The following is a 20,149-nucleotide window of genomic DNA, read 5'->3' as shown; positions in this document are numbered from 1 at the left end:
TGCTGCCGGTGTCTTATCGATGCAGGGAAATCATTCCTCGGGTAACGGAGGTCGCTATGTTCAGAAGATTTTTCACAATGGTGGTGCTGGCCGGCAGCGTGCTGACGGCTGCAAATGCGGCGGCGTTCGAGCGACGCGATGTCGTTCCGGTGATCGCGGGTGTGGCGGTCGGCGCGGTGCTGGGCTCGGTCATCAGCAATGCGCGGGACGATCGCCACCGCCACGACGACCGCCATCGGCATGAGTACCGGCCGCGGCCGAGGGTGGTTTATTACGCGCCAAGGCCGTTGCCGCATCGCTATTACCATCAGGGCGGGCACCAGGGTTACCAGGGCGGGCGATCCGTGCGCTATATCGCCGTTCCGGTGCGCGAAGGCCGCGGCCATCACCGCGCGCATCGCCATGAACGGCAGCATCGTCGGCATTGATCGATGCTACCCGCGCATGAATGCCGTTCGATCAGGGCGGCATTTTTTCAACCCGCCGATGCGCTCGCCCCTGGTAACGATCATTGGAGTTTTTAGCGAGGTCGTGGTCTACAGTCTGCCGTTCAGACCAGACCCTCAGGTGAGTCGATGCAACCCTTGCCCCATATGTTTTCCCGCTACAGCGTGCGCGCGCCGATAGGCCTGGCCCTAGTGCTGATGAGCGTGTCAGGCACGGTTCGCGCCGCCGACGACGCTGCGCTGGTGGCGTCGATCAACGAATACCGTCAGTCGCGGCCCCACTGCCAGGGCAAACAGGCCGAGGCGCTCGGGCCGCTCGCGCCCAATGCCCAACTGGCCCGAACTCAGGTGCGTTCGGGGGAGCAACTGCAAGCCGCTTTGCAGCAAGCCGGTTATCAGCACGCCGCCGTTCAGGTACTCAGCGTTACCGGCCCGGCCAGTCCGGCGGCGGCGATGGGCGCGATCAGCCAGCGCTACTGCGCCACTCTGCTGGACCCGCAGTTCGCGGAAATCGGCGTGCTGCGCGCTGGCAATACCTGGCAGGTGATACTCGCGCGCCCATTGCTGTCGAGCGCCATGGGCGATTGGCAGGCGGCCGGCAAGGAGGTTCTCGAACAGGTCAATCAGGCGCGGGCGAGTGCGCGGCGCTGTGGCGATCAAGCGTTCGATCCGGCGCCGCCGGTGAGCTGGAATGCGACGTTGGGGCAAACCGCGCTGGGCCACAGCCGGGATATGGCGCAGCGCAACTACTTCAGTCATACCGACAAGGCGGGCAATCTGGCGGGCGTCAGGGCGACGCGTGCGGGTTACCAATGGCGCAGCATCGGCGAGAATCTGGCGGCGGGTCAGGGGTCGGCGGAGCAGGCCGTATCCGGCTGGCTGGCCAGTCCGACGCATTGCCCCAACATCATGAACCCGGATTTCACTGAAATGGGCGCCGCCTATGCGGTCAACCCGCAGAGCGACGCCGGAATCTACTGGACCCAGGTCTTCGGCACGCCGCAATAGCTGACTGCCGACTGGGTCGGGCCCCACCTGCGCCTGGCAGGCATGGGGCCGGGCGATCAGTCCTGGCGGCTGGTCACTTCAAGCAGGTGATAACCGAACTGGGTTTTCACCGGGCCCTGCACTTCGTTGATCGGCGCGCTGAAGACCACGGTGTCGAACTCCTTGACCATCTGGCCAGGGCCGAACGAACCGAGGTCGCCGCCGTTACGGCTGGACGGGCAGGTGCTGTTGTCCTTGGCGACCTGGGCGAAGTCGGCACCGCCTTCGATGGCGGCTTTGAGTTCGTTGCACTTGGCTTCGGATGCAACCAGGATGTGGCGGGCAGTGGCTTTGGCCATGGGTAATGCTCCTATCTAGAGAAGCTGCAAAGCCTACCGGAATCGCCTGGCTATTCAAATCAGCAGGATGCAACGCACGCAGCAGCGCTGCGCCAGCCATGCGCGTTCAGTCGAGCACGCCCACTTCCCGGTAGTAACGCTCGGCGCCGGGGTGCAGCGGAATCGGCAATCCTTGCACCGCGCTTTTCAGGGTGATTTCCCCGGCAGCCGGGTGAGCGGCAGCCAGCCGGTCGAGCTGCTCGAACATCAGCTTGGTCATCTGGTAGGCCAGCTCGTCGGAGACTTTTATCTGACTGAGCAGCACGTTGGAGATCGCCGCGGTAGGCACGTCGCGATCCTGACCCGGGTAGGTGCCGGCGGGAATCAGCCGCGACTGGTAGGCGTCGTTACCGATTTTTTCGATCACCTCTGCGGGGATCGGCACAAAAGTGATGGGCAGCGAGGAGGCGAGGTCGCGGATCGCCGCCATGCCCAGCCCGGCGGATTGCAGGGTGGCGTCCAGCTTGCCGGCTTTGATCAGCTCGACCGATTCGGCATAGGGCTTGAACTCGATAAGACCCATGTCTTCGTACGTCAGCCCGGCGGCGGCAAAGATGGCGCGGGCGTTAAGTTCGGTGCCGGAGCGCGGCGCGCCGACCGAGATGCGCTTGCCCTTCAGATCGGCGAGGGACTTGATCGCGGATTTTTCGCTGGCAACGATCTGGATGTAGTTCGGGTAGATCGCCGCAATCGCCCGCAAGCGATCGCGGGGCGCCTTGAAGCCGGCCTCCTGCACCCCCTTCCAGGCGTCGGCCACCGAGTCGCCAAGGGCAAAGGCCAACTGGCCGCGCCCGATCTGCAACAGGTTGAGGTTTTCCACCGACGCCTTGGTGGCCCGCACGCTGCTGGGCGGGCCCTCGAGCGCTTCGTCGTACACCTGCGCCAGCGCGTTGCCGATCGGGTAGTAAACGCCGCTGACGCCACCGGTGAGGATGCTGATGGACGTGGTTTCGGCTGTTGCGCTGCAACTGGCAGCCAGGGCCGCGGCTGCAATCAGGCGGGTCACATGCTGGGTAAGGGGTATTCCCCTGAGTGTGCGAGCGACTGCGCGGGCTGGCGGACAGGTGCGAAGCGCAGACGGAGAATGGCGGCGGCAGAGCAGTGAACGGTTCATGGATGACCTCTTGTCGTTCTTATTAGTCGAGGCGCGCTGCAGTGTGCGCGCCGTCTAAGCCAGAGCAGATGGCGTGCCAGGTGCGCGAGGGCGGAGTTAGAGCGCTGCGCAAGGAACCGTAGAAAAACCCTGAGCGGGAAATGGCCTAAGCCAGGCGGGTAAAAAGCGAAAATCCGCCTAAAGCGGAGGAGTTAATGGGGAGGGAGTAGAGGCGGGTTGCAACCACCAGCGCAAAGCAACGAGCCGCCTGGATAGGCGGCTCGTGCAAGTACTACCAGCAGGTTTGGCGAATCAGGCCATGCCGGGCCCCGGGTGCTGCTCTTCTTCGTCTATCACCGCCAGGTCGAACAGCGGATCGAGGGTGTCGTAAGCGCTGGCTGCCACGCGTTCCAAATGGCGAACATGGCCGGGAAGAAACGGGATGTTTTCCAGAGGCGCGCTGTGCAGCTCGGCCACCGCGGCGACCACGTCTTCACCCGGCACGGTTTCCTCCGCCAGCAGTCGCTCGCTGACAGTGTCGAGCGCTGGCTTCAAGCGTTGCAGCAAGGTCATGCACTCGCGGCTGAGCTGCTGCAGCAACTCGTCCGCCGCCTGCAGGGCTTCGCGCGGGTCGCTTTCCAGGTGGGCATCGCGCACCGCCTGCAGGCTCAGCAGCGAGCCCGACGGCGCCATGCCCAGGGAGCCGACCATCGACAAGGCGAGTTTGCTGGCCTCGTGCAGATCCTGGCCGGCACCAGACGACACTTCATGGAAGTACAACTGCTCCGCAGCGCGGCCAGCCAGCAGCATCTGAATGCGCGCGCGCAACTCGGACTCCAGGTGCAGGCGCTTGTCTTCGACCGGCGTGACCAGGGTAACCCCTAGCGCCTGACCGCGCGGCAGGATGGTGACCTTCTCCACGCGGCCACACTTCAGTGCAGCCGCGACGATTGCATGGCCGGCCTCGTGCACGGCGATGCGCGTGCGGTCGGTTTCCGACAGCGCGCTGGCGCCCACCGGCTGTTCGCCGATGCGGCAGGTTTCCAGGGCGTCGATGAAGTGCTGCATCACCACCTGGTCATGTTGTGCGCGGGCAGCGAGCAGGGCGGCGTGGTTGACGATATAGGCGATGGCTGCCGGGGTCAGGCCGACGCTGTTACGCGCCAGCTGGGCGTAGTCGACCACGCCGGTGGCCTTGATCTTGCCCGCGTATAGCTGGAACAGCTGCTCGCGCTCGGCCAGGCTCGGCAGGCCGACGGCGATGCTGCGGTCGAAGCGGCCTTCGCGCACCAGCGCCGGGTCCAGCGAGTTGGGGAAGTTGGTGGCGCCGAGTACCAGTACGCCGCTGTCAGCCGCGAAGCCGTCCAGTTCGGTGAGGAACTGGTTGACGATGCGGTTGCCCTCGGCGTCGCTCGAGCGGCTTTGCTCACCGCGCCGGCCAATGCCGTCTATTTCGTCGATAAAAATGATGCAGGGTGCATGCTTGCGTGCAGTTCGGAACAGCGACTTGACCTTGTGAATGCCCACGCCGAAATACATCGACGAGAAGTCGCTGCCGGTAACCTGAATGAAATGGGCATCGCATTCGCTGGCCAGCGCTTTGGCCAGTTGGGTCTTGCCGGTACCCGGCTCGCCGGTCAGCAGCACGCCTTTCGGCGGACGCGCACCCAATGCGGCAAACGCCGCCGGGTCGCGCAGGTAGGCAGTCACATCCTGCAGCGCGAGCTTGGCTTCGCCGGCGCCGATCACGTCGGCAAAGCGCACGCCAGTGCCCTGTTTCAAGGTCTGGAACGGACGCAGTTTCCAGGCCGCGATGCCAAGGCCGATCAGCACCAGCAGGATCAGCGGCCAGCGTTTGAGTACAGTCTGGTACCAGGGCATCTCGCCGTCGGTATCGAACAGTGTGACCGGAAACAGCGCACTGCTGGCGCTGCTGTAGTCGCGCAGAATCATCTCGCCGATCCGCCCGGACTGGTCCGCCAGCCAATAGTGCTGGCCGCCGAGCGTGGAGACGTAAACCGCTTCCTCGCTCAAGGCAGCGCTGGCGATGCGATTGGCGCGCATGTCGCCAACCAGGGTGGAGAGGTCGCGCCGATTGGCGGTCCAGGCATCAGTGGATTGCTGCAGCTGCTGCAGCATCAGAGCCGATGTATCGCCGGCTGGGGTCGTGGCGGGCGAAACGGACTGCCAGTACCAGCCTGCGATCACAACGACCAGGGCAAGGCACAAGGAAGCGGCGCCGAGCATTCGGCGGTGACGACTGAGAAGCGATTTTTTCATGGCGATTCCGGGAGGTGCGGACTTCATACAACACCCGTTTTAACGGGCGAACCAAGGCGGCATCGAGGCTCCGCTCGCGAGCGTAACCAGCGACTGGCATTGACTCGGCACGCGAGGGGATTATCGGCTCAGGGCGGGGGAGGTTAAGCGTTCAGAGACGAACGGAGCTGCCGCTGGTCGGTAGTACGGAACTTGTGCGACTACATAAAAAGCTGAACATCGGCACCGACAAATCGTGTCGAGACGCCTCAGCGCGAGGCGCTTGCCTACAAGGGGCCTGGGTCAGGAATGGGCGCAGGTGGTGGCGCCTGCTTCTGCAGGTTTTCCCGCACTTCTTCGGGCAGGGCCTCTGCATCGTCCTGCTCAGTTGGCGGGGCGCTCTTGTCATCGCTCATGGTGCACCTCCGGCTGCGCTACTACCTGTATGGCTCGGACGCTGCGCGCAAGTTCCGCAGGGATGGGCAGCGCTATCAGCGCTGCTCGCTCCAGCAGGTCTGGCACAGGCTGAACTGGCGGCTGAGCACGGGCATGGGTTTGCCGCATCGCTTGCAGCTCTTGGCATCGCCAGCGATCCGGCGCTTGTCGGCACTTCGCGGCTTGCGCTTACGTGAGAGCTCCTGGGTGATGGCATCGTTGAGCAGCCGGCGCTGCTCTTCGCCTTTGGCGATTTGAGGAAACTGTTCCGGCAGCACGCGGGCCAGATGCAGGTAGGTTTCGATGATATGCAGCGAGCTTTCCAGGGTGGCCAGGTCGGCGCTGATCAGCAGCCGCGGAATGTCGATCGCCTTGCCTGCCGCCACCTTGACCAGCCACTGCTGGGCGAAGCCGCTTGCCGGGCTGTCGAGACCGCCGCGAATCGGTGTGCAGGCGAATACCCAGCGCAACCAGAGTTCGATATTTGGGTCGTCGATCAGCCTGATCCAGTCGGCCAGCTCGTCAGGCAGCAGCGAGATGAATTCGTCGCCGTAGTTGATGTTGCGGTTGAACGTCAGCCAGGCCCGCAACAGGCTCGGTTCGCCCATCAGCTCGGAAATCGCCCGCAGGTGTTCGATCGACGGCCTGACCTGAAATTGCGCCAGGTTCACCGGCAGGTCGGGTTCGTTGAACAGGCGCTTGATCGATTTCAGTGTCGCGGGGTCGAGCGCGGTGATGCTGCCACTGCTGCTGTAGCCATAACGTCCGGCGCGCCCGCCGATCTGCTTGACCTCCTGCACCTTGAGCTGGCGATTCTGGATGCCGTCGTACTTTTCATCGGTGTAGAAACACAGGGTGTGTGCCGGCAGGTTGAGGCCCATGCCCACGGCGTCGGTAGCGACCATGATGTCCGCCTCGCCTTCGCGAAAGCGCCTGGCCTGTTCGCGCCGCACCTCGGGCGACAGTGCGCCGTACACCACCGCCACGCTCTTGCCGGTCATTTCCAGCAGGCCCTTGAGTTCGAGCACCGTCTTGCGGCTGAAGGCAACCAGCATCGAGCCCTTGGGCAGGTGCTTGAGCGTGGTCGAGTGCTTGGCCACTTCGACCGGCGACAGGCGCTTGGTGCGGTTGACCAGCAGGCGGTCCTCGCACAGCGCGCAGAGGGTTTTCAGCGACGGCTCAATCAGCGCCGGGCCGGTCATGATCAGCGCCGGCGCATGGGCGCTGACCAGCGCATCGACCCAGGCCCAGCCGCGTTGCGGATCGGCCATCATCTGCACCTCGTCGATCACCACCACATCCCAGTGCTGGTGGCGAAAACGTGCGAACTCCTCGACCGTGCAGCAGAAGTGCGTCGCGCCTTCGCGGAGGATTTCTTCCTCACCGGTCACCAGCGAGCAGGGCACGCCACCGGCCTCGATGCGTTCCTGGTTTTCCAGCGCCATCAGGCGCAGCGGCGACAGGTAGATGCCATGCTTCACCGCCGTCATCGCCTCGATGGCGCGGTGGGTTTTGCCGCTGTTGGTGGGGCCGAGCAGGGCGGTCCATTTGCGCGTCAGCCGGCGCGCTGGGTAGAGCTTGTGGTAGTGGACGAAGCGCGGATTGTTTTCCAGCAGCACGGCGAAGGCCATCTTCTCCTTGTGGTCCTGCTTGGCGGCGCGCAATGCCTTGCGCAGCTTGCCGGGCTCCATCATGAAGATTTCGCTGAGGCGCTTCTGCCCGAGCAGCTGCACGTCGAAATCGCCAGCTTCCTCGACCAGCAGCGCAAACTTGGCGAGCATCTCGCCGCGGTCCCGATCCTTGTAGGCCTGTACTTCTGCCTCGCTGAGCACATGGCCCTGACCGCTCGGAACGCGCCGCTGCACGTCAAGTGTCAGGTCGCCGTGGCGCAGCTCGACCGTATAGCGCAGCTCGTGCCTGACCTCGTTGAGGGTGTCGATGGCCTTGGGCAGGAACTCATCTAGACGGCCCACCTCGGGGCGGACCTTCGCCAGGCAGCGGGCCTTGTCTTCAACGCTCATCTCGGCAAAGGGCTGGCGCAGGATTTCCAGGCGCTGCTGAACAACGGCCTGAACCGCCTGTTGCACGTGCTCGGCAAAGAGCGCGCTGGATTCACTGTCGGCGATGCGCAGCGCCCACTCGGCATTCAGCAGGTTCTGCAGCGAACCGCAGCTGAAGGTTTTCTCGACGCCAAACACATCGACCGGGCAGCTGTAGTCGTTGAGATCACGGGCCAGAATGCGGCCGAGCAGACTGGTCGTGTCCGGGGCTTCCAGCTCGGCCTCCACAGCCTGTTCGCCAAGGCCCAGCCAGAACGCCTTGGCGGCGCGGCCGATGCCCGGAGTGCGGTGGCCGCCGTACTGGCTGAACCATTGCTCCTGATGATTCTTGTTGGGCGTGAAGTCAGGGTGTTTCTCGCCAGCCCAGGCGAGAAAGCGCCGTAAACGCTCAAGCCGGGTGGCAGCGCGTTGCTTGATGTCGGCTTTGCGCATGATCGACGCCTCTGCTGATCAGGTGACTGCGACGTTGTACATTGCCTGCCGCGTTTGCGCCCATCTGCGACCAAGCCAGCACCCTTAGCGGGTGATGATACGGACCCGGCCGGTCCCGCTTTCGCGACGCGGCGCATGCTCATTTTCTGCCCTGCCGGGAATCAGCGAGCCGTTCTGTTCGAGGCCCGCGCCGCGGGTCTTGTTGTAGTCCCTGACACTGGTGCTGGCCGATGTGGCATCCGGGTAACCCGTGGTCAGAGTCTCGGTGCTGGCGGTCCTCGGCGTGGCGTTCTTTGCGCCCCAACTGGCGCTGCGCTCGTTGATGTCGATGGCGCCGTTGCGTACCAGCAGATCCTCGACCATTTCCACCTGCGCGTCGCCCACCGTGACGGTAACCACCGTCGAGCCCTGCTGCATGACGTGGGAATAGGTACCCGCATGGGCATCGGCTTCATCGCCAAACACCGAGCGGAAGAAACCGGCGACCTTCTCGCCAACCGACTCGTCAGGTGCTGACACCTCGACATGACTGCTTTCGGTCATTGCCGGATTGCTCGACGCCGACAACTGGATATCGTCACTGGCAACGCCCTGGGTCTGCAACTGCTGCTTGACCTGTTCGGCGTCGGTATAGCGGTCGAAAGCTGCGATCAGAATGTGTTTCATCCATCACCTCGTGTGCTGTGGGGCTTGCTTTATCGGCGGCCAGAGGCTGCCGATGCCATACAGCTTGGGTATGAAGCGGGGCAGGATGGTTCAACGGGATTTGTTCTGGCGCCGCTGGTACGGAGCGCTTTGCCAGCGATCAGATAGTGACACTGCTTTCTATGCGGTGGGGCTTTGGCATCCGCTAGACCCTGTCTCGGATGGGCAGTCGGCAAGCTTATGGCCAGGGTTTACCGAGCTGGCCCGCATCGCTCGTCAGAAACACTAAACGATTGCCGCTTGCGGGGTTCCACTCTCTGTAACCCATTGAAAGTGAGGTGTCCCATGACCAGCAGCACTGAAGACAAAATCAAAGGCAATGCCAACGAAGCCATCGGTAAAGTGAAAGAAGGTGTTGGCAAGGCCACCGACAATCCACGTCTCGAAGGCGAAGGTGATGCCCAGCAGATCAAAGGCCAAGGCCAGCAGATCAAGGGTGACGTGAAAGACGCGATCAAGAAAGGCGTCGACCGGGCCTAAGCCCTGCTTACCGCAACCCGGCCATTCCCGCGAATGGCCGGGTTTTTTTGTGCCTGCAAAAAAGCGAGCAGAGCGGGTGGGCCTGGATGGCGCTGCATCCGGCGCCTCGCCTCTGGTCGCAATGCATTACCAGTAAGTGATAGGGCAAATTGCCATCACGGCGTACTTTCAATACAGTGTCGCGCGCGTCGCGACGGCCCAGCCAGGACGGCGTCATTTTCCCGAAAACAAGGACGATCCACATGAAGTTGAAGATGTTGGGCATGGCCCTGGCCCTTACCCTGGCCGGCTGTGCCAGTTTCCCTGGTGACCAGGTTGCAGAAACCACCTTGCCGTCCATGGCCGCCTACCAGCAGCGCCCCAGTGTGTTTGTCGATTTCAGCTTCTACCAAGGCAAGGCGGGCGATGCGAAGGCGGTTGAAGTCCCGCAGGCCAGAGACATGCTCAAGCCGCAACTCGAAGCCTCGCTACGCGATTCCGGGCTGTTTAGCCGCTACACACTGGACGAATTCCAGAAGCAACCAGGCGACTACACGCTGAAGCTGAAGGTCTACAACAGCGGTTCCGCGGGTGCGGCGATGGTCAGCGGGATGATTTCCGGGTTCACCTTGATGGTGCTGCCGGCGACCGCGAAAGATGAGTACACCATGACGCTGCAGGTGCTGGATGCCGACAACCAGCCGGTGCTGGCCAACCAGAACTACGAGTCGGTACGTACCTGGATGGGGCTGATCTTTATTCCGATGATGGCTTACACGCCGGCTGAAGCCATCAACGACAGCTTTCGCCGCCAGCTCAACGCCTTGCTGAAGCAGGTGATTGATCAGCAAGTGCTGAAATACGCTCAGGGGACAACGATGGTGCCGCTACGCGGCTGAGAAGACCGGCGCGCCTCAGTGGGCGCGCCGTTTGCTGCTTACTGCTTCATTGCTTTGATGAACGCAGGGTCCTGATACAGCTCGGCCAGCAGCTTGCGTACCAGCGGGTTGAACGCATTGGCTGCGGCTGGAATCGCAATGGCACCGACAAAACTGCTGTCCCAGGTATTGCTCACGGTTTTGCTGCTGCGGTACAGCGAACGGTCGCCTTCACGCAGGTTGAAGTCAGCGCTGATCGCACCCTCGCCGGTGGCCATGCCGGCACTCAGCTGGCTCTCGGTCAAGCGCACGTCCAGTTGACGCGACGCCGTCGGGTCGAGCAAACCTGCCAGGCGCAACTCGTCTTCCAGCGCCTTCTGTACATGCTTGCTGATCGAGCCCTCCGGGCTGCGAATGGGATTGTTGCGCACGGAAATCGAATCCTGTCCCTTGTCGGCCACCACGGTCGGTGAAGCCAGAGCTGCCAATGGGGCTTCCTTTTTCAGCAACTGCACGTTATCGAAGTGGGCTTCGTAGCGTGGCATGGCGACTCCGCAACCTTGCAGAACCAGGGCGATGGCGGCGAGTGAAACAAAGTGCTTGAGCATGTGAGTCCTTTCAGCAGTAGAGATGGGGCGGCGATGCTAGCACATTGATACTGAGGGCCTCCAGGCAGCTATGGCGGGGCTGGCAGGCCCTGTCCAACAGCCTCTCTCAGCTCGGGCGGAGCTTGCCCTTGGCGGCGGTGCGGGCGGCCAGGGTCATCAGTTGCTGGAATTTCGCGCATTCGAGATGGTTGGGTTCAGGGCACGACGCGGCATGGCGCAGCCCGTCGCGAATGGCGCCAAGCCGCTTGATGGTGGCGTCCAGTTCATCGGCCTTGGCCTGCAGGCGAGCCCGGTCGATGGCAGGCTGGGCATCGCCGACCAGCATGAGCGCGATGTCATCCAGGGAAAACCCCGCTGCGCGACCGAGCGCGATCAGCGACAAGCGCTGGATTACCGACTCGCTGAACACGCGCTTCAGCCCGTTGCGGCCAATCGAGCGGATCAGACCTTTCTCCTCGTAATAACGCAGCGTCGAAGCTGGCAGACCAGACCAGCGCGAGACCTTGCCGATATCCATCTCTTTCATGCTTGACCTCAAGTCGACTTGAACTGGCAGGCTTATCAAAACAGCCTTTCAAACAGAGTGGAAGAGGTGGTTATGACAAGTGAAATCATCCTGCGGGTCATCATGCTGGGCGTCGGCGCGACGCTGGCGATGGACATATGGGCGTTGCTGCGCCAGCGTTTGTTGGGCATTGCGTCGCTGGACTACGCGCTGCTCGGCCGGTGGCTGGGGCATATGCGCCATGGCCGTTTCCGCCATGCAGCCATTGGCAAGGCGCATCCGCAGCGCGGCGAGCGGCCGCTTGGCTGGTTCTGCCATTACCTGATCGGCGTGGTGTTTGTCGGCCTGTTCGTGATGCTGATCGGGCCGCAGTGGTTATGCCGGCCTACGCTGCTGCCGGCGCTGCTGTTGGGCGTTGTCAGCGTGGCCGCGCCGTTGCTGCTGATGCAGCCGGCGTTCGGCATGGGCCTGGCGGCGTCGCTGACGCCGAGCCCGTGGCGAGTCAGATTGCGTGCCTTGATGACCCATCTGGTGTTCGGCCTGGGGGTTTACCTGGCAGGGTGGGTAACGGCGCAGCTGTTTGCCTTGCAGGTCTGCAGCGCTTGACGGGTGGCGGCTAACGTATCCAACGCTGCAGGGTGAAAACCCTGCAGCGCCATTCCTCATACAGTCTCGGGCGGTGTTCGCTGGCCGCGAGCTACAGCTCCTTGGCGAACTGACCGACCGCGGCGACCACCTGTTTGGTCGCATCTTGGATTTCCAGAATCACCTCGCCCGCCTGGTTGGCCAGCCCAAGGCCTTCGGTCGCCTGCTCGCGGCTGCTGAACATGATGCGCACGGCTGCATCGGCGAGCGTCTGGTTCTGCTGGACCACGTTGACGATCTCGTCGGTGGCCGCAGCGGTGCGGCCCGCCAGTTGCCGGACCTCGTCGGCAACCACGGCAAACCCGCGGCCCTGCTCGCCGGCGCGCGCCGCTTCGATGGCGGCGTTGAGCGCCAGCAGGTTGGTCTGCGCGGCAATGCCGCCGATGGTCTGCACGATCGAGTTGATCAGCAGCGACTGTTTGCCCAGCGCCTCGATGCTATCGGTGGCTGACTGCATCTGCTCGGCGATCTTCTGCATCGTTGAAACGGTGTCCTTGACCACCCCGGCGCCACGCTCTGCGCTGACGTCCGTTTGCTGCGAGATGTCATAGGCGATGCTGGCCGCTTCGCGCACTTCGGTTTCCCGCGCGACCAGATCGGTCACCACGCTGGCGAACTTGACCACCTGGGCCAGGTTGCCCTCGGTGTCATGCACCGGGTTGTAGGTCGCGTCCAGCCAGATGACGTTGCCGTAACGGTCGACACGCTTGAATCGGCTGGCCACGTGCTCGCCGCGGTTGAGCGTCTGCCAGAACGCCCGGTATTCGGTGGACGCTGCCTCTTCCGGTGTGCAGAACATGCTGTGGTGCTTGTTTTGGATGTCGCCCAGCTTGTAGCCCATGGTTTGCAGAAACTGATCATTTGCCGTGATGACCTTGCCGTCCAGACTGAACTGAATCACTGCAGTCGAGCGCAGCAGCGCGGCGATAAACGCCTCGTTTTCCTTCATTCGGTAGGTCGTGGCGCTGACATCAGTGGCGAAGCCCTGGATATAGGACAGCCGACCGCTTGCCGTGGCGATCGGATACCAGTGCACATTGAACCAGGCCAGGCTGCCATCCGCGCGCAGGTAGCGGTAGTCGTCGCTGATCGGCGCCAGGCTGGCGACGGCGTTGCGGAAGTTATGAAAGCAGGGCAGGTTCTTGACGTAGGGAGGCACCAGCTCGCCCATTGGTCGGCCCTGCAATTGCTCGCGGGAATAGCCGAGCGTGCGGGCGAAGGCATCGTTGCACTCGATCAACCTGAATTCCGGGTCGAGCCTGAGCGAAAGCTTGTCAGCGTTCATCTTGTCGACCAGTTGTTGCAGCTCCTGCAGCTCGGAATTCGTGTCTTCCAGTTGTTGTTTCAAGCGGCTGTTGAACATGGGGCACCAGTTCTCTGGGGTAGTGCTGGCCTATCGGCGAGGCGCCTGCTTTCTTGAGAGTCGCAGCGAGCGCCGGTTCAGGTGTCTTCGCGCGGGTGGTTACCCACAGGAATGCGGCCAAGCCGCATCGACAATACAGTTGTCGGACAATTCACAGGTTAGCAGCGGTTTTTCGCTGTGCTCGACGAGAGGAACGGAGAACGCGCGAGGCCTGGCATTGGCTCATCGAGCTGTATGCTTATCGCCGCCAGCTTCTGTGTCTATTCGCCTTGCGCGCCTGCGCCGAGAATGGCTCGGACTTCATTGCACCGAGGCCTGCCATGCGTATTGCCATTCTCACCTTCGACGGCTTCAACGAGCTGGATTCGCTGATTGCCCTGGGCATCCTCAACCGCATCAAGCAGCCGGGCTGGCAGGTATCCCTGGCTGCGCCGAGCGAAACGGTTACGTCGATGAATGGCGTGCGGCTGCATCGCCAGGCTGCCCTGGACGAAATCGAAACTTTCGATGCCGTGCTCGTCGGCAGCGGTATCAAGACCCGCGAGATTGCCCAGGATGACGCGGTGATGGCGACGCTGGCACGGCTCGACCCAACGCGCCAGCTGATCGGCGCCCAGTGTTCCGGCACCTTGTTGCTGGCGAAACTGGGGTTGCTCAACGGCGTACCCGGTTGCACCGATCTCACCACCAAGCCCTGGGTGCAGGAGGCCGGTATCGAGGTGCTCGAACAAGCTTTCTTCGCCCGCGGCAACCTGGCCACTGCCGGCGGCTGCCTGGCTTCCATCTACCTCGCGGCCTGGACCCTGGCGCGTCTGGTCGGGCTGGATGCGGCAGCCGAGGCGCTGCATTACGTCGCGCCGGTTGGGGAAAAGGCCGATTACGTCGAGCGGGCGCTCGGCAATATCGTGCCCTATCTACCGCAACTACAGGGTTAGTTGCTGCGCCAGGCGCTGCGTGTCATCGCGACTGTTCCGTTGTAAGGTGCGAGCCGAGCCAGGCCACCCACCCGAAAAAAGTCCGCCATGAGAACCGATAGCCGCCTTTCCCGCATGCTCCACGTCCTGCTGCACATGGCGCGCGACGAGCGAGCGGTGACCTCCGAGCAGATTGCGCACATGCTTGGCACCAATGCGGCCGTGGTGCGCCGTACCATGAGCGGATTGCGCCAGGCCGGTTATGTGCGTGCCGACAAGGGCTACAACGGCGGCTGGAGCCTGACGGCCGACCTGCATCAGGTCACCTTGCTGGACATCTATACCGCTGTCGGCGGGCCGCGCATCTTTGCCATCGGCGCCGACCGCGACAACCCCGATTGCCTGGTCGAGCGAGTGGTCAACGCGGCGCTTGAAGACGCCCTGCGAGAAGCCGAAGCCTTGCTGCTGCACCGGCTTGGTTCGCTGACCCTGGCGGCCCTGTCGGGCCAGTTCAATGCGCTGTACAGCACCTGCCAATCTTCGGCCAAAGGCCACGGCGCCCACTAAAGCAGCTGTCCAGGTTTATAAAAGCCCCTTCCATGCAACTTGTTTATTAGTGTAACTTCAAAAGATACGCAAATTAACGAGGGTGCGAATCATGCTTTATGACGTGATCATCATTGGCGGCAGCTATGCCGGATTGTCGGCCGGGTTGCCATTGGCGCGGGCGCGGCGGCGGGTTCTGGTGATTGATGCGGGTCTGCGCCGTAACCGCTTTGCCGCGGCGTCCCATGGCTTTCTGACGCAGGATGGCGCAGCCCCTGGTGAAATCGCCGCAGAAGGCCGCGCCCAGCTGATGAACTACCCCACGGTTGACTGGCTGCACGGCGAGGTGGCGCAGGTCCGGCGTGATGAGCAGGGCTTCTGCCTGACCGACCAGCGTGGTGAACAGCACCGCGCTCGCCTGCTGATTCTTGCAACCGGCATCGTCGATGAACTGCCGCCGATTCCTGGTCTGGCCCAGCATTGGGGTACCCATGTGTTCCACTGTCCGTACTGCCATGGTTACGAGCTGGAGCTGGGCCGCATCGGCGTACTGGCTACTTCGGCACTGTCGATGCACCAGGCGCTGATGCTGCCGGAATGGGGCAGCACGACGCTGCTGTTGAACGACGCCTTCGAACCCTCCGCCGAAGAACTGGCGCAACTTGAAGCCCGTGGCGTTGCGCTTGAGCGCAGCGCGCTGGTCCGGCTGCAAGGCGAGCCGCTGGAAGCGCAGCTGCTGGACGGCCGGCGGATCGGCTTCGACGGCATTTTCGTCGCGCCGCGCATGCGTGCCTCGCCGTTGACCGAGCAACTGGATTGCGCGATGGAAGAGGGACCACTCGGCCCCTTCATAAAAACCGACCCGATGCAGGCCACCTCGATACCCGGCGTATTTGCCTGTGGCGATGCGGCGCGAGCAGCCGGCTCCGTGCCATTGGCAGTGGGCGATGGCGCGATGGCGGGGGTCGCCGCGCACCGGGCGTTGATGTTCGGGCTGTAGCTGTTCGGGTTTGGAGCGGTAGAGCGCGACAGGTTTCGTCTGCGGGCGCCTCGCCCTGCGCGTGCCCGCCGGATATGCTCGTCCGCGAGCGTGCGGCATACGCTGGCAACGGGCTATCCTGGCAACGCGGCCGGGCGACACTGGCGCTATCCGCTCCCCCGACGGGCCGCTTACCAAGCGATGGAAAGGCCATGCACGTACTGATCATCGAGGACAACCCGGACATCATCGCCAACCTGTACGGCTATCTGGAGCCCCTCGGCTACACGCTGGATGTGGCGCGCGACGGCAACGCCGGCGTCGCGTGCGCAACCGGCGGCCTGCACGATGCGATCGTGCTCGACCTGTCGCTGCCGGGCCTGGATGGCGTGGAGGTATGCCGCACGCTCCGGCGTGACCACCAACTGGCCACGCCGATCCTGATGTTGACGGCCCGAGACACGGTGCACGACAAACTGACCGGGTTCGAGGTCGGTGCCGACGACTACCTGGTCAAGCCCTATTCGCTGCCCGAGCTGGATGCGCGCCTGAAAGCGCTGGTGCGCCGCTCACGTCACGAGCATGTGCAAGCAGTGCTGATGTTCGGCGACCTTCGCCTGGATGCAGGCATTGGCCGGGTCAGCCGTGCGGGCCAGGCGCTGGAGCTGACGCCAACCGCTTACCGCATCCTTAGCGCCCTGATGCGCGCGGCGCCCAAGCTGATGACCCGCGAGGAACTCGAGCGGGAAGTGTGGGGCGACAACCCGCCGGACAGCGACGCCCTGCGCACCCACATCCACACGCTGCGTCGGGTGCTCGACAAACCCTTTGCCATGCCCATGCTGCTCACGCTGCCGGGTATCGGCTATCGACTGACGGCCCACGATGAACCCTAGCCACTCGCTGAAACAGCACATCGCGCTGGCCTACATTCTGCTGGCGGTCATGGTAGCCGGCGCCTTCAGCCTGGTTTCCTATATCTCGGTGGAGATCATCGAGGAGCAGGTCATCGACGTGCGGCTCGCCAAAATGGCTGACCGCTTGATCGATTTTCAGCAGCAGGGCCGCCTACCGGATGCGCCGCCGGAAGTGCGCTTTCTGATCGACGGCGACATTCCGCCTGAACTGCAACAGTTGCCCGTGGGCTCCCATGAACTGGCCCTCAATAACCGGCACGTGCATGCGCTGCTACGCGAACACGGCGGGCGCCGGTACGCCGTGGTGCAGGAGGTGGAGGAGCTTGCACACACCGAGCAGGTGATTCTCTGGGCGCTGCTGATCGGCTTCGCCGTCAGTGTGCTGCTTGCCATCGCGCTCGGTATGCTGAGTGCGCGGCGCCTGATCGCGCCTATTGCCGCGCTGGCGGAGGCGGTGGAAGGCAACGTTGCGGCCAGTGCGCTGCCGTCCCTGGCCGCCCAGGATGAAATCGGCGTGCTGGCACGCGCCTTCGCCAAGCGCACCGACGAATTGCAGCAGTTTCTGCAGCGCGAGCAGATGTTCACGGGCGACGTCAGCCATGAACTGCGCACCCCGCTGACCGTCATGCTGGGCGCGGCGGAAGTGCTGGCGGCGCAGCTGTCGGCCCAGCCGGCGCAACACGCTGCGGCTGAGCGCATCCGCCGCGTCGCCGCGGAAACCGCACAGCGGGTCAGTGCGCTGCTGGTGCTCGCACGCGCGCCGGAGTCGCTGCATGCGCCGCGCACCCTGCTGAACGCCATCGTCGAAGCGGAGATGGAGCGCTGCCAGCCGCTGCTGCAGGGCAAGCCGGTCGCGTGCAGCCTGACCTGCAGCGAGCCGGTGTCAGCCCAGGTGCGGCCCGAATTGGCCGGCATCATCATCGGCAACCTGTTGCGTAACGCCTGTCAACATACCGAGCAGGGCACCATCGTGGTCCAGCTCGCAGCGGGCCAGCTGGTGATCGAGGATACCGGCACCGGCATTCCGCAGCGTTTGCGCGAGCGGCTGTTCGAGCCCTTTGTGCATGGCGCCGAGCAGCCGGCGCACGAGGGCACCGGCCTGGGCCTGTCCATCGTCAAGCGGGTGGCCGACCGTATCGGCTGGGACGTGCGTCTGCAGCAGCCAGCCAGCGGCGGAAGCCGTTTCGTGCTGTCCTTTCCCGCGTTGCGCACCGACCTGCCTGGCCCTTAACGCATTCTTAACGCCCGGCCGCCTAGCCTCCTGATTCCATAAAAAATCGAGAGGAAGCCATGAAAAGCACAGTGATAGCGATGGGGATGATGCTGTTGTCGGGCGTTGCCTGCGCCAGCAGTGGCGCAGCCTGGGAATACAGCGGCGATACCGGCCCGGACAAGTGGGCCAAACTCAGCCCGGAATACGGTGCCTGCGCGGGGAGCAACCAGTCGCCGATCAACCTGACCGGGTTTATCGACGCCAAGCTGGCGCCCATCGTCTTCGACTACCAGGTCGGTAGCGCGAACATCCTCAACAATGGCCACACCGTGCAGGTCAACACGCTGCCCGGCGATTTCATCACGGTCGATAACATCCAGTTCGAGCTGAAGCAGTTCCACTTTCACGTACCGAGCGAAAACCTTATTCATGGCAAATCCTTCCCCATGGAAGCCCACCTGGTTCACGCCGACAAGCACGGCAACCTGGCCGTGGTGGCGGTCATGGTGACCGAAGGCGAGGCCAACAAGGCGCTTGAAAAAGCCTGGGCGCAGATGCCGGAAAAGGGCGAGATGCACGACCTGACGGCAGATATTTCGCCGCTGGAAATCCTGCCAGCCAACCGCGATTACTACCGCTTCAATGGTTCACTGACCACACCGCCTTGCTCCGAAGGCGTGCGCTGGCTGGTCATGAAGCAGCCGATCTCGGCGTCCAAGGCGCAGATAGAAAAATTCCTAGCGGTAGTGCATCACCACAACAGCCGGCCGGTGCAACCGGTCAATGCGCGGCCGGTGCTGGAATAGGCCACGCAAGATGTCTCGCTGGCGGGTAGTTCCGGGCAGCGACTAAGCTGGAACATACCGGCCGGTGGAAAAAGCAAAACGTTTCCACCGGCCAGCCAATTACCATACGTCGTCTAAGGCCTGGCTCTCTCGTAGGCGCCCAGGTCGCACAGGGCCACGCCGTCGCCATCCCCGTCGAGCGGCCGTGGCTGGCGCCGCTGGTCGTGCCCGGCGCAGGAGCCTACCCCTGCTTCCAGTGCTGGGCTGTTCACGCGCAGTGCGTGGACATAGGTGCGGTCATTGACGGTGGACAGGGGCTCGACCAGGTGGGTGAGGGTTTCGGCGTCATCGATAAAGCGTTCGGCCGGGCAGTTGCCGTATGCATTGCCGAGCAGCAGGCCCCTGGCCTCGAACTGGTATTTATTGCCGAAGTTCCAGCAGCTGCTTGAGTAGCCTTCGATTTCGTCCTTGATGCCGGCAATCACGCTGTTGCGAATCCGCAGTTTGCCGCCATTACGCACACCAGAGCCGATGTTGTCGACCATGGTGACGTGAGTCAGCTGCAGGCTGGGCGTGCCTTCTCGGCTGGGTTCTCTGTTGAGGATGACCGCTGCTAGCGCGTTGTTCTGGCTGAACGTGGAGTTGGACACCTTCAGCACGCCGGCCTTTTCATTGAGGATGGCGCTGGCGTTACCGAACTCGGGTGTCCAGTTGTTGACGAAGCTGCTGCGGGCCACGTCGGCCAAGCCGCTGTTGTACAAGGCGCCGGCGAAGCCGTAGTCGTAGCCGCCATCGTTGCCCTCAAACAGCGAGTCACGCACCAGCAGTCGGCCCTGGTTGTACAGCGCGCCGGCGTAACTGGGGTTATCGATCCCCGCGGCTTTGTTGCGTACGAGCCTGGATGAAAAGATGTCCAGCGTGCCGAAGTTGGCGATGGCGCCACCGCTACTGGCGTCGTCGGCGTTGCGGGCTTTGGCCTGGTTATCGCTGAGCGTCACTCGGTGCAGAACGGTTTCGCCATGGTTCTCCAGCGCGCCGCCATAGGTCGGCGTCGAGCCGCCGCTGATCGTCAAACGCTCGATAGCGAGTCGCGCGCCAGGAAGCACTTCGAATATCCGGTCGTTTGAGCCTTCGCTGCGAATCTGGGTTATCTCCTCGCCGCGCCCGCGGATGATCAGCTCATCCGCGACATCGAGGTCGCCGGTCTGGTTGGTGTCGTCGTCGTAGGCGTCGCTGTCGCCTGGTGTCGCTCGGCTCAGCAGGTAGGTTCCTTTCAGCTGAATGCGATCCGGCCCAGGTTGCTCGTTGGCCGCCTGGATGGCATCGCGCAGCGAGCAATGAACGTCGCACACACCATCGAACTCATCCTGGTGGGTGGTAACCACGAAGTCGTTGGCCAGCGCCGTGGTACTGATGGCGCTCAGAAGCGCAAAAGGCAGGGCCTTGAAAGCCCGGGAAGCGAAGGGGTGCATGGGTGTCTCCTTGTCTATGTCCATAAGAAAGGCGGAGACAACCAGATTCC

20 protein-coding genes and 2 pseudogenes are annotated in these 20,149 nt (G+C 63.2%); 11 read left to right on the top strand and 11 right to left on the bottom strand.

Annotated features, from left to right (window positions below; genetic code table 11):
- Positions 1-56: 56 nt before the first annotated feature.
- Both ACX0MV_RS15725 and ACX0MV_RS15720 read left to right on the top strand, forming a co-directional pair.
- The gene (locus ACX0MV_RS15725) at positions 57-428 is read left to right on the top strand and encodes a hypothetical protein (RefSeq protein WP_458983449.1); all 372 of its coding nucleotides are present in this window, start codon (positions 57-59) and stop codon (positions 426-428) included.
- A 147-nt stretch (positions 429-575) separates the two neighbouring features.
- Positions 576-1,454, top strand: coding sequence for a CAP domain-containing protein (locus ACX0MV_RS15720; RefSeq protein WP_458983448.1), 879 nt, complete (start codon positions 576-578; stop codon positions 1,452-1,454).
- A 56-nt stretch (positions 1,455-1,510) separates the two neighbouring features.
- Here ACX0MV_RS15720 and ACX0MV_RS15715 read toward each other — a convergent pair whose 3' ends face one another.
- The 6 genes from ACX0MV_RS15715 to ACX0MV_RS15690 form a co-directional block, all read right to left on the bottom strand.
- Entirely contained in the window at positions 1,511-1,792 is a 282-nt protein-coding gene (locus ACX0MV_RS15715; protein ID WP_458983447.1) for a peptidylprolyl isomerase, read from the bottom strand.
- A gap of 106 nt (positions 1,793-1,898) precedes the next feature.
- Complete coding sequence (locus tag ACX0MV_RS15710) at positions 1,899-2,855, bottom strand: TAXI family TRAP transporter solute-binding subunit (protein ID WP_458983571.1); 957 nt, start codon at positions 2,853-2,855, stop codon at positions 1,899-1,901.
- A gap of 381 nt (positions 2,856-3,236) precedes the next feature.
- Positions 3,237-5,204 (bottom strand): AAA family ATPase, encoded by a 1,968-nt coding sequence (locus ACX0MV_RS15705; RefSeq protein ID WP_458983446.1) that lies wholly within the window; start codon positions 5,202-5,204, stop codon positions 3,237-3,239.
- Between the two features lie 266 nt (positions 5,205-5,470).
- Complete coding sequence (locus ACX0MV_RS15700; protein ID WP_458983445.1) at positions 5,471-5,599, bottom strand: hypothetical protein; 129 nt, start codon at positions 5,597-5,599, stop codon at positions 5,471-5,473.
- Positions 5,600-5,674: 75 nt separating this feature from the next.
- A complete protein-coding gene (locus ACX0MV_RS15695) occupies positions 5,675-8,110 on the bottom strand; it encodes a helicase-related protein (protein WP_458983444.1) in 2,436 nt (811 codons plus the stop codon).
- An 84-nt stretch (positions 8,111-8,194) separates the two neighbouring features.
- Positions 8,195-8,776 (bottom strand): hypothetical protein, encoded by a 582-nt coding sequence (locus ACX0MV_RS15690; protein WP_458983443.1) that lies wholly within the window; start codon positions 8,774-8,776, stop codon positions 8,195-8,197.
- A gap of 324 nt (positions 8,777-9,100) precedes the next feature.
- Here ACX0MV_RS15690 and ACX0MV_RS15685 point away from each other — a divergent pair, with 324 nt between their 5' ends.
- Positions 9,101-9,295: a CsbD family protein gene (locus ACX0MV_RS15685; RefSeq protein ID WP_458983442.1), complete on the top strand. Its 195-nt coding sequence runs from the start codon at positions 9,101-9,103 to the stop codon at positions 9,293-9,295.
- A gap of 242 nt (positions 9,296-9,537) precedes the next feature.
- On the top strand, positions 9,538-10,173 hold the full coding sequence (locus tag ACX0MV_RS15680) for a hypothetical protein (RefSeq protein WP_458983441.1): 636 nt from the start codon (positions 9,538-9,540) through the stop codon (positions 10,171-10,173).
- A 38-nt stretch (positions 10,174-10,211) separates the two neighbouring features.
- Here ACX0MV_RS15680 and ACX0MV_RS15675 read toward each other — a convergent pair whose 3' ends face one another.
- Complete coding sequence (locus ACX0MV_RS15675; protein WP_458983440.1) at positions 10,212-10,760, bottom strand: hypothetical protein; 549 nt, start codon at positions 10,758-10,760, stop codon at positions 10,212-10,214.
- A 106-nt stretch (positions 10,761-10,866) separates the two neighbouring features.
- Positions 10,867-11,286: a helix-turn-helix domain-containing protein gene (locus ACX0MV_RS15670; protein ID WP_458983439.1), complete on the bottom strand. Its 420-nt coding sequence runs from the start codon at positions 11,284-11,286 to the stop codon at positions 10,867-10,869.
- Between the two features lie 72 nt (positions 11,287-11,358).
- On the opposite strand from ACX0MV_RS15670, the gene ACX0MV_RS15665 reads away from it, so the two are divergent.
- Entirely contained in the window at positions 11,359-11,871 is a 513-nt protein-coding gene (locus ACX0MV_RS15665; protein ID WP_458983438.1) for a DUF2938 domain-containing protein, read from the top strand.
- A 91-nt stretch (positions 11,872-11,962) separates the two neighbouring features.
- Here the strand turns inward: ACX0MV_RS15665 and ACX0MV_RS15660 are convergent.
- Both ACX0MV_RS15660 and ACX0MV_RS15655 read right to left on the bottom strand, forming a co-directional pair.
- Positions 11,963-12,397, bottom strand: a pseudogene (locus ACX0MV_RS15660) (methyl-accepting chemotaxis protein); the annotation flags it as partial.
- A gap of 105 nt (positions 12,398-12,502) precedes the next feature.
- A pseudogene (locus ACX0MV_RS15655) lies at positions 12,503-13,195 on the bottom strand (PAS domain-containing protein); the annotation flags it as partial.
- A 398-nt stretch (positions 13,196-13,593) separates the two neighbouring features.
- Between ACX0MV_RS15655 and ACX0MV_RS15650 the strand changes: the two are divergent.
- The 6 genes from ACX0MV_RS15650 to ACX0MV_RS15625 all read left to right on the top strand — a co-directional run bounded on the left by ACX0MV_RS15650 (position 13,594) and on the right by ACX0MV_RS15625 (position 18,648).
- On the top strand, positions 13,594-14,208 hold the full coding sequence (locus ACX0MV_RS15650) for a DJ-1/PfpI family protein (RefSeq protein ID WP_458983437.1): 615 nt from the start codon (positions 13,594-13,596) through the stop codon (positions 14,206-14,208).
- A gap of 87 nt (positions 14,209-14,295) precedes the next feature.
- Positions 14,296-14,754 (top strand): Rrf2 family transcriptional regulator, encoded by a 459-nt coding sequence (locus tag ACX0MV_RS15645; protein WP_458983436.1) that lies wholly within the window; start codon positions 14,296-14,298, stop codon positions 14,752-14,754.
- Between the two features lie 91 nt (positions 14,755-14,845).
- Positions 14,846-15,733, top strand: coding sequence for an NAD(P)/FAD-dependent oxidoreductase (locus ACX0MV_RS15640; protein ID WP_458983435.1), 888 nt, complete (start codon positions 14,846-14,848; stop codon positions 15,731-15,733).
- A gap of 191 nt (positions 15,734-15,924) precedes the next feature.
- Positions 15,925-16,608, top strand: a complete 684-nt coding sequence (locus ACX0MV_RS15635) for a response regulator transcription factor (RefSeq protein ID WP_458983434.1) — start codon at positions 15,925-15,927, stop codon at positions 16,606-16,608.
- Positions 16,598-17,860 carry a sensor histidine kinase gene (locus tag ACX0MV_RS15630; RefSeq protein WP_458983433.1) on the top strand — a complete coding sequence of 421 codons (1,263 nt, stop codon included), beginning with the start codon at positions 16,598-16,600 and terminating at the stop codon, positions 17,858-17,860. The genes ACX0MV_RS15635 and ACX0MV_RS15630 overlap by 11 nt, the downstream gene beginning before the upstream one ends.
- A gap of 59 nt (positions 17,861-17,919) precedes the next feature.
- Complete coding sequence (locus tag ACX0MV_RS15625; RefSeq protein ID WP_458983432.1) at positions 17,920-18,648, top strand: carbonic anhydrase; 729 nt, start codon at positions 17,920-17,922, stop codon at positions 18,646-18,648.
- Positions 18,649-18,761: 113 nt separating this feature from the next.
- Here ACX0MV_RS15625 and ACX0MV_RS15620 read toward each other — a convergent pair whose 3' ends face one another.
- Positions 18,762-20,099, bottom strand: a complete 1,338-nt coding sequence (locus ACX0MV_RS15620; protein WP_458983431.1) for a CSLREA domain-containing protein — start codon at positions 20,097-20,099, stop codon at positions 18,762-18,764.
- Positions 20,100-20,149 lie beyond the last annotated feature (50 nt).

Source organism: Pseudomonas cistanchae, assembly GCF_054483635.1.
Note: the sequence above shows the minus strand (reverse complement) of the source record. Positions and strands in the feature narration are given on the sequence as shown.

Excerpts from the sequence above, each read along its gene's own strand:
- ACX0MV_RS15725 (WP_458983449.1), top strand. The coding sequence starts at position 57 with ATGTTCAGAAGATTTTTCACAATGGTGGTGCTGGCCGGCAGCGTGCTG.
- ACX0MV_RS15720 (WP_458983448.1), top strand. The coding sequence starts at position 576 with ATGCAACCCTTGCCCCATATGTTTTCCCGCTACAGCGTGCGCGCGCCG.
- ACX0MV_RS15715 (WP_458983447.1), bottom strand. The coding sequence starts at position 1,792 with ATGGCCAAAGCCACTGCCCGCCACATCCTGGTTGCATCCGAAGCCAAG.
- ACX0MV_RS15705 (WP_458983446.1), bottom strand. The coding sequence starts at position 5,204 with ATGAAAAAATCGCTTCTCAGTCGTCACCGCCGAATGCTCGGCGCCGCT.
- ACX0MV_RS15700 (WP_458983445.1), bottom strand. The coding sequence starts at position 5,599 with ATGAGCGATGACAAGAGCGCCCCGCCAACTGAGCAGGACGATGCAGAG.
- ACX0MV_RS15695 (WP_458983444.1), bottom strand. The coding sequence starts at position 8,110 with ATGCGCAAAGCCGACATCAAGCAACGCGCTGCCACCCGGCTTGAGCGT.
- ACX0MV_RS15690 (WP_458983443.1), bottom strand. The coding sequence starts at position 8,776 with ATGAAACACATTCTGATCGCAGCTTTCGACCGCTATACCGACGCCGAA.
- ACX0MV_RS15685 (WP_458983442.1), top strand. The coding sequence starts at position 9,101 with ATGACCAGCAGCACTGAAGACAAAATCAAAGGCAATGCCAACGAAGCC.
- ACX0MV_RS15680 (WP_458983441.1), top strand. The coding sequence starts at position 9,538 with ATGAAGTTGAAGATGTTGGGCATGGCCCTGGCCCTTACCCTGGCCGGC.
- ACX0MV_RS15675 (WP_458983440.1), bottom strand. The coding sequence starts at position 10,760 with ATGCTCAAGCACTTTGTTTCACTCGCCGCCATCGCCCTGGTTCTGCAA.
- ACX0MV_RS15670 (WP_458983439.1), bottom strand. The coding sequence starts at position 11,286 with ATGAAAGAGATGGATATCGGCAAGGTCTCGCGCTGGTCTGGTCTGCCA.
- ACX0MV_RS15665 (WP_458983438.1), top strand. The coding sequence starts at position 11,359 with ATGACAAGTGAAATCATCCTGCGGGTCATCATGCTGGGCGTCGGCGCG.
- ACX0MV_RS15650 (WP_458983437.1), top strand. The coding sequence starts at position 13,594 with ATGCGTATTGCCATTCTCACCTTCGACGGCTTCAACGAGCTGGATTCG.
- ACX0MV_RS15645 (WP_458983436.1), top strand. The coding sequence starts at position 14,296 with ATGAGAACCGATAGCCGCCTTTCCCGCATGCTCCACGTCCTGCTGCAC.
- ACX0MV_RS15640 (WP_458983435.1), top strand. The coding sequence starts at position 14,846 with ATGCTTTATGACGTGATCATCATTGGCGGCAGCTATGCCGGATTGTCG.
- ACX0MV_RS15635 (WP_458983434.1), top strand. The coding sequence starts at position 15,925 with ATGCACGTACTGATCATCGAGGACAACCCGGACATCATCGCCAACCTG.
- ACX0MV_RS15630 (WP_458983433.1), top strand. The coding sequence starts at position 16,598 with ATGAACCCTAGCCACTCGCTGAAACAGCACATCGCGCTGGCCTACATT.
- ACX0MV_RS15625 (WP_458983432.1), top strand. The coding sequence starts at position 17,920 with ATGAAAAGCACAGTGATAGCGATGGGGATGATGCTGTTGTCGGGCGTT.
- ACX0MV_RS15620 (WP_458983431.1), bottom strand. The coding sequence starts at position 20,099 with ATGCACCCCTTCGCTTCCCGGGCTTTCAAGGCCCTGCCTTTTGCGCTT.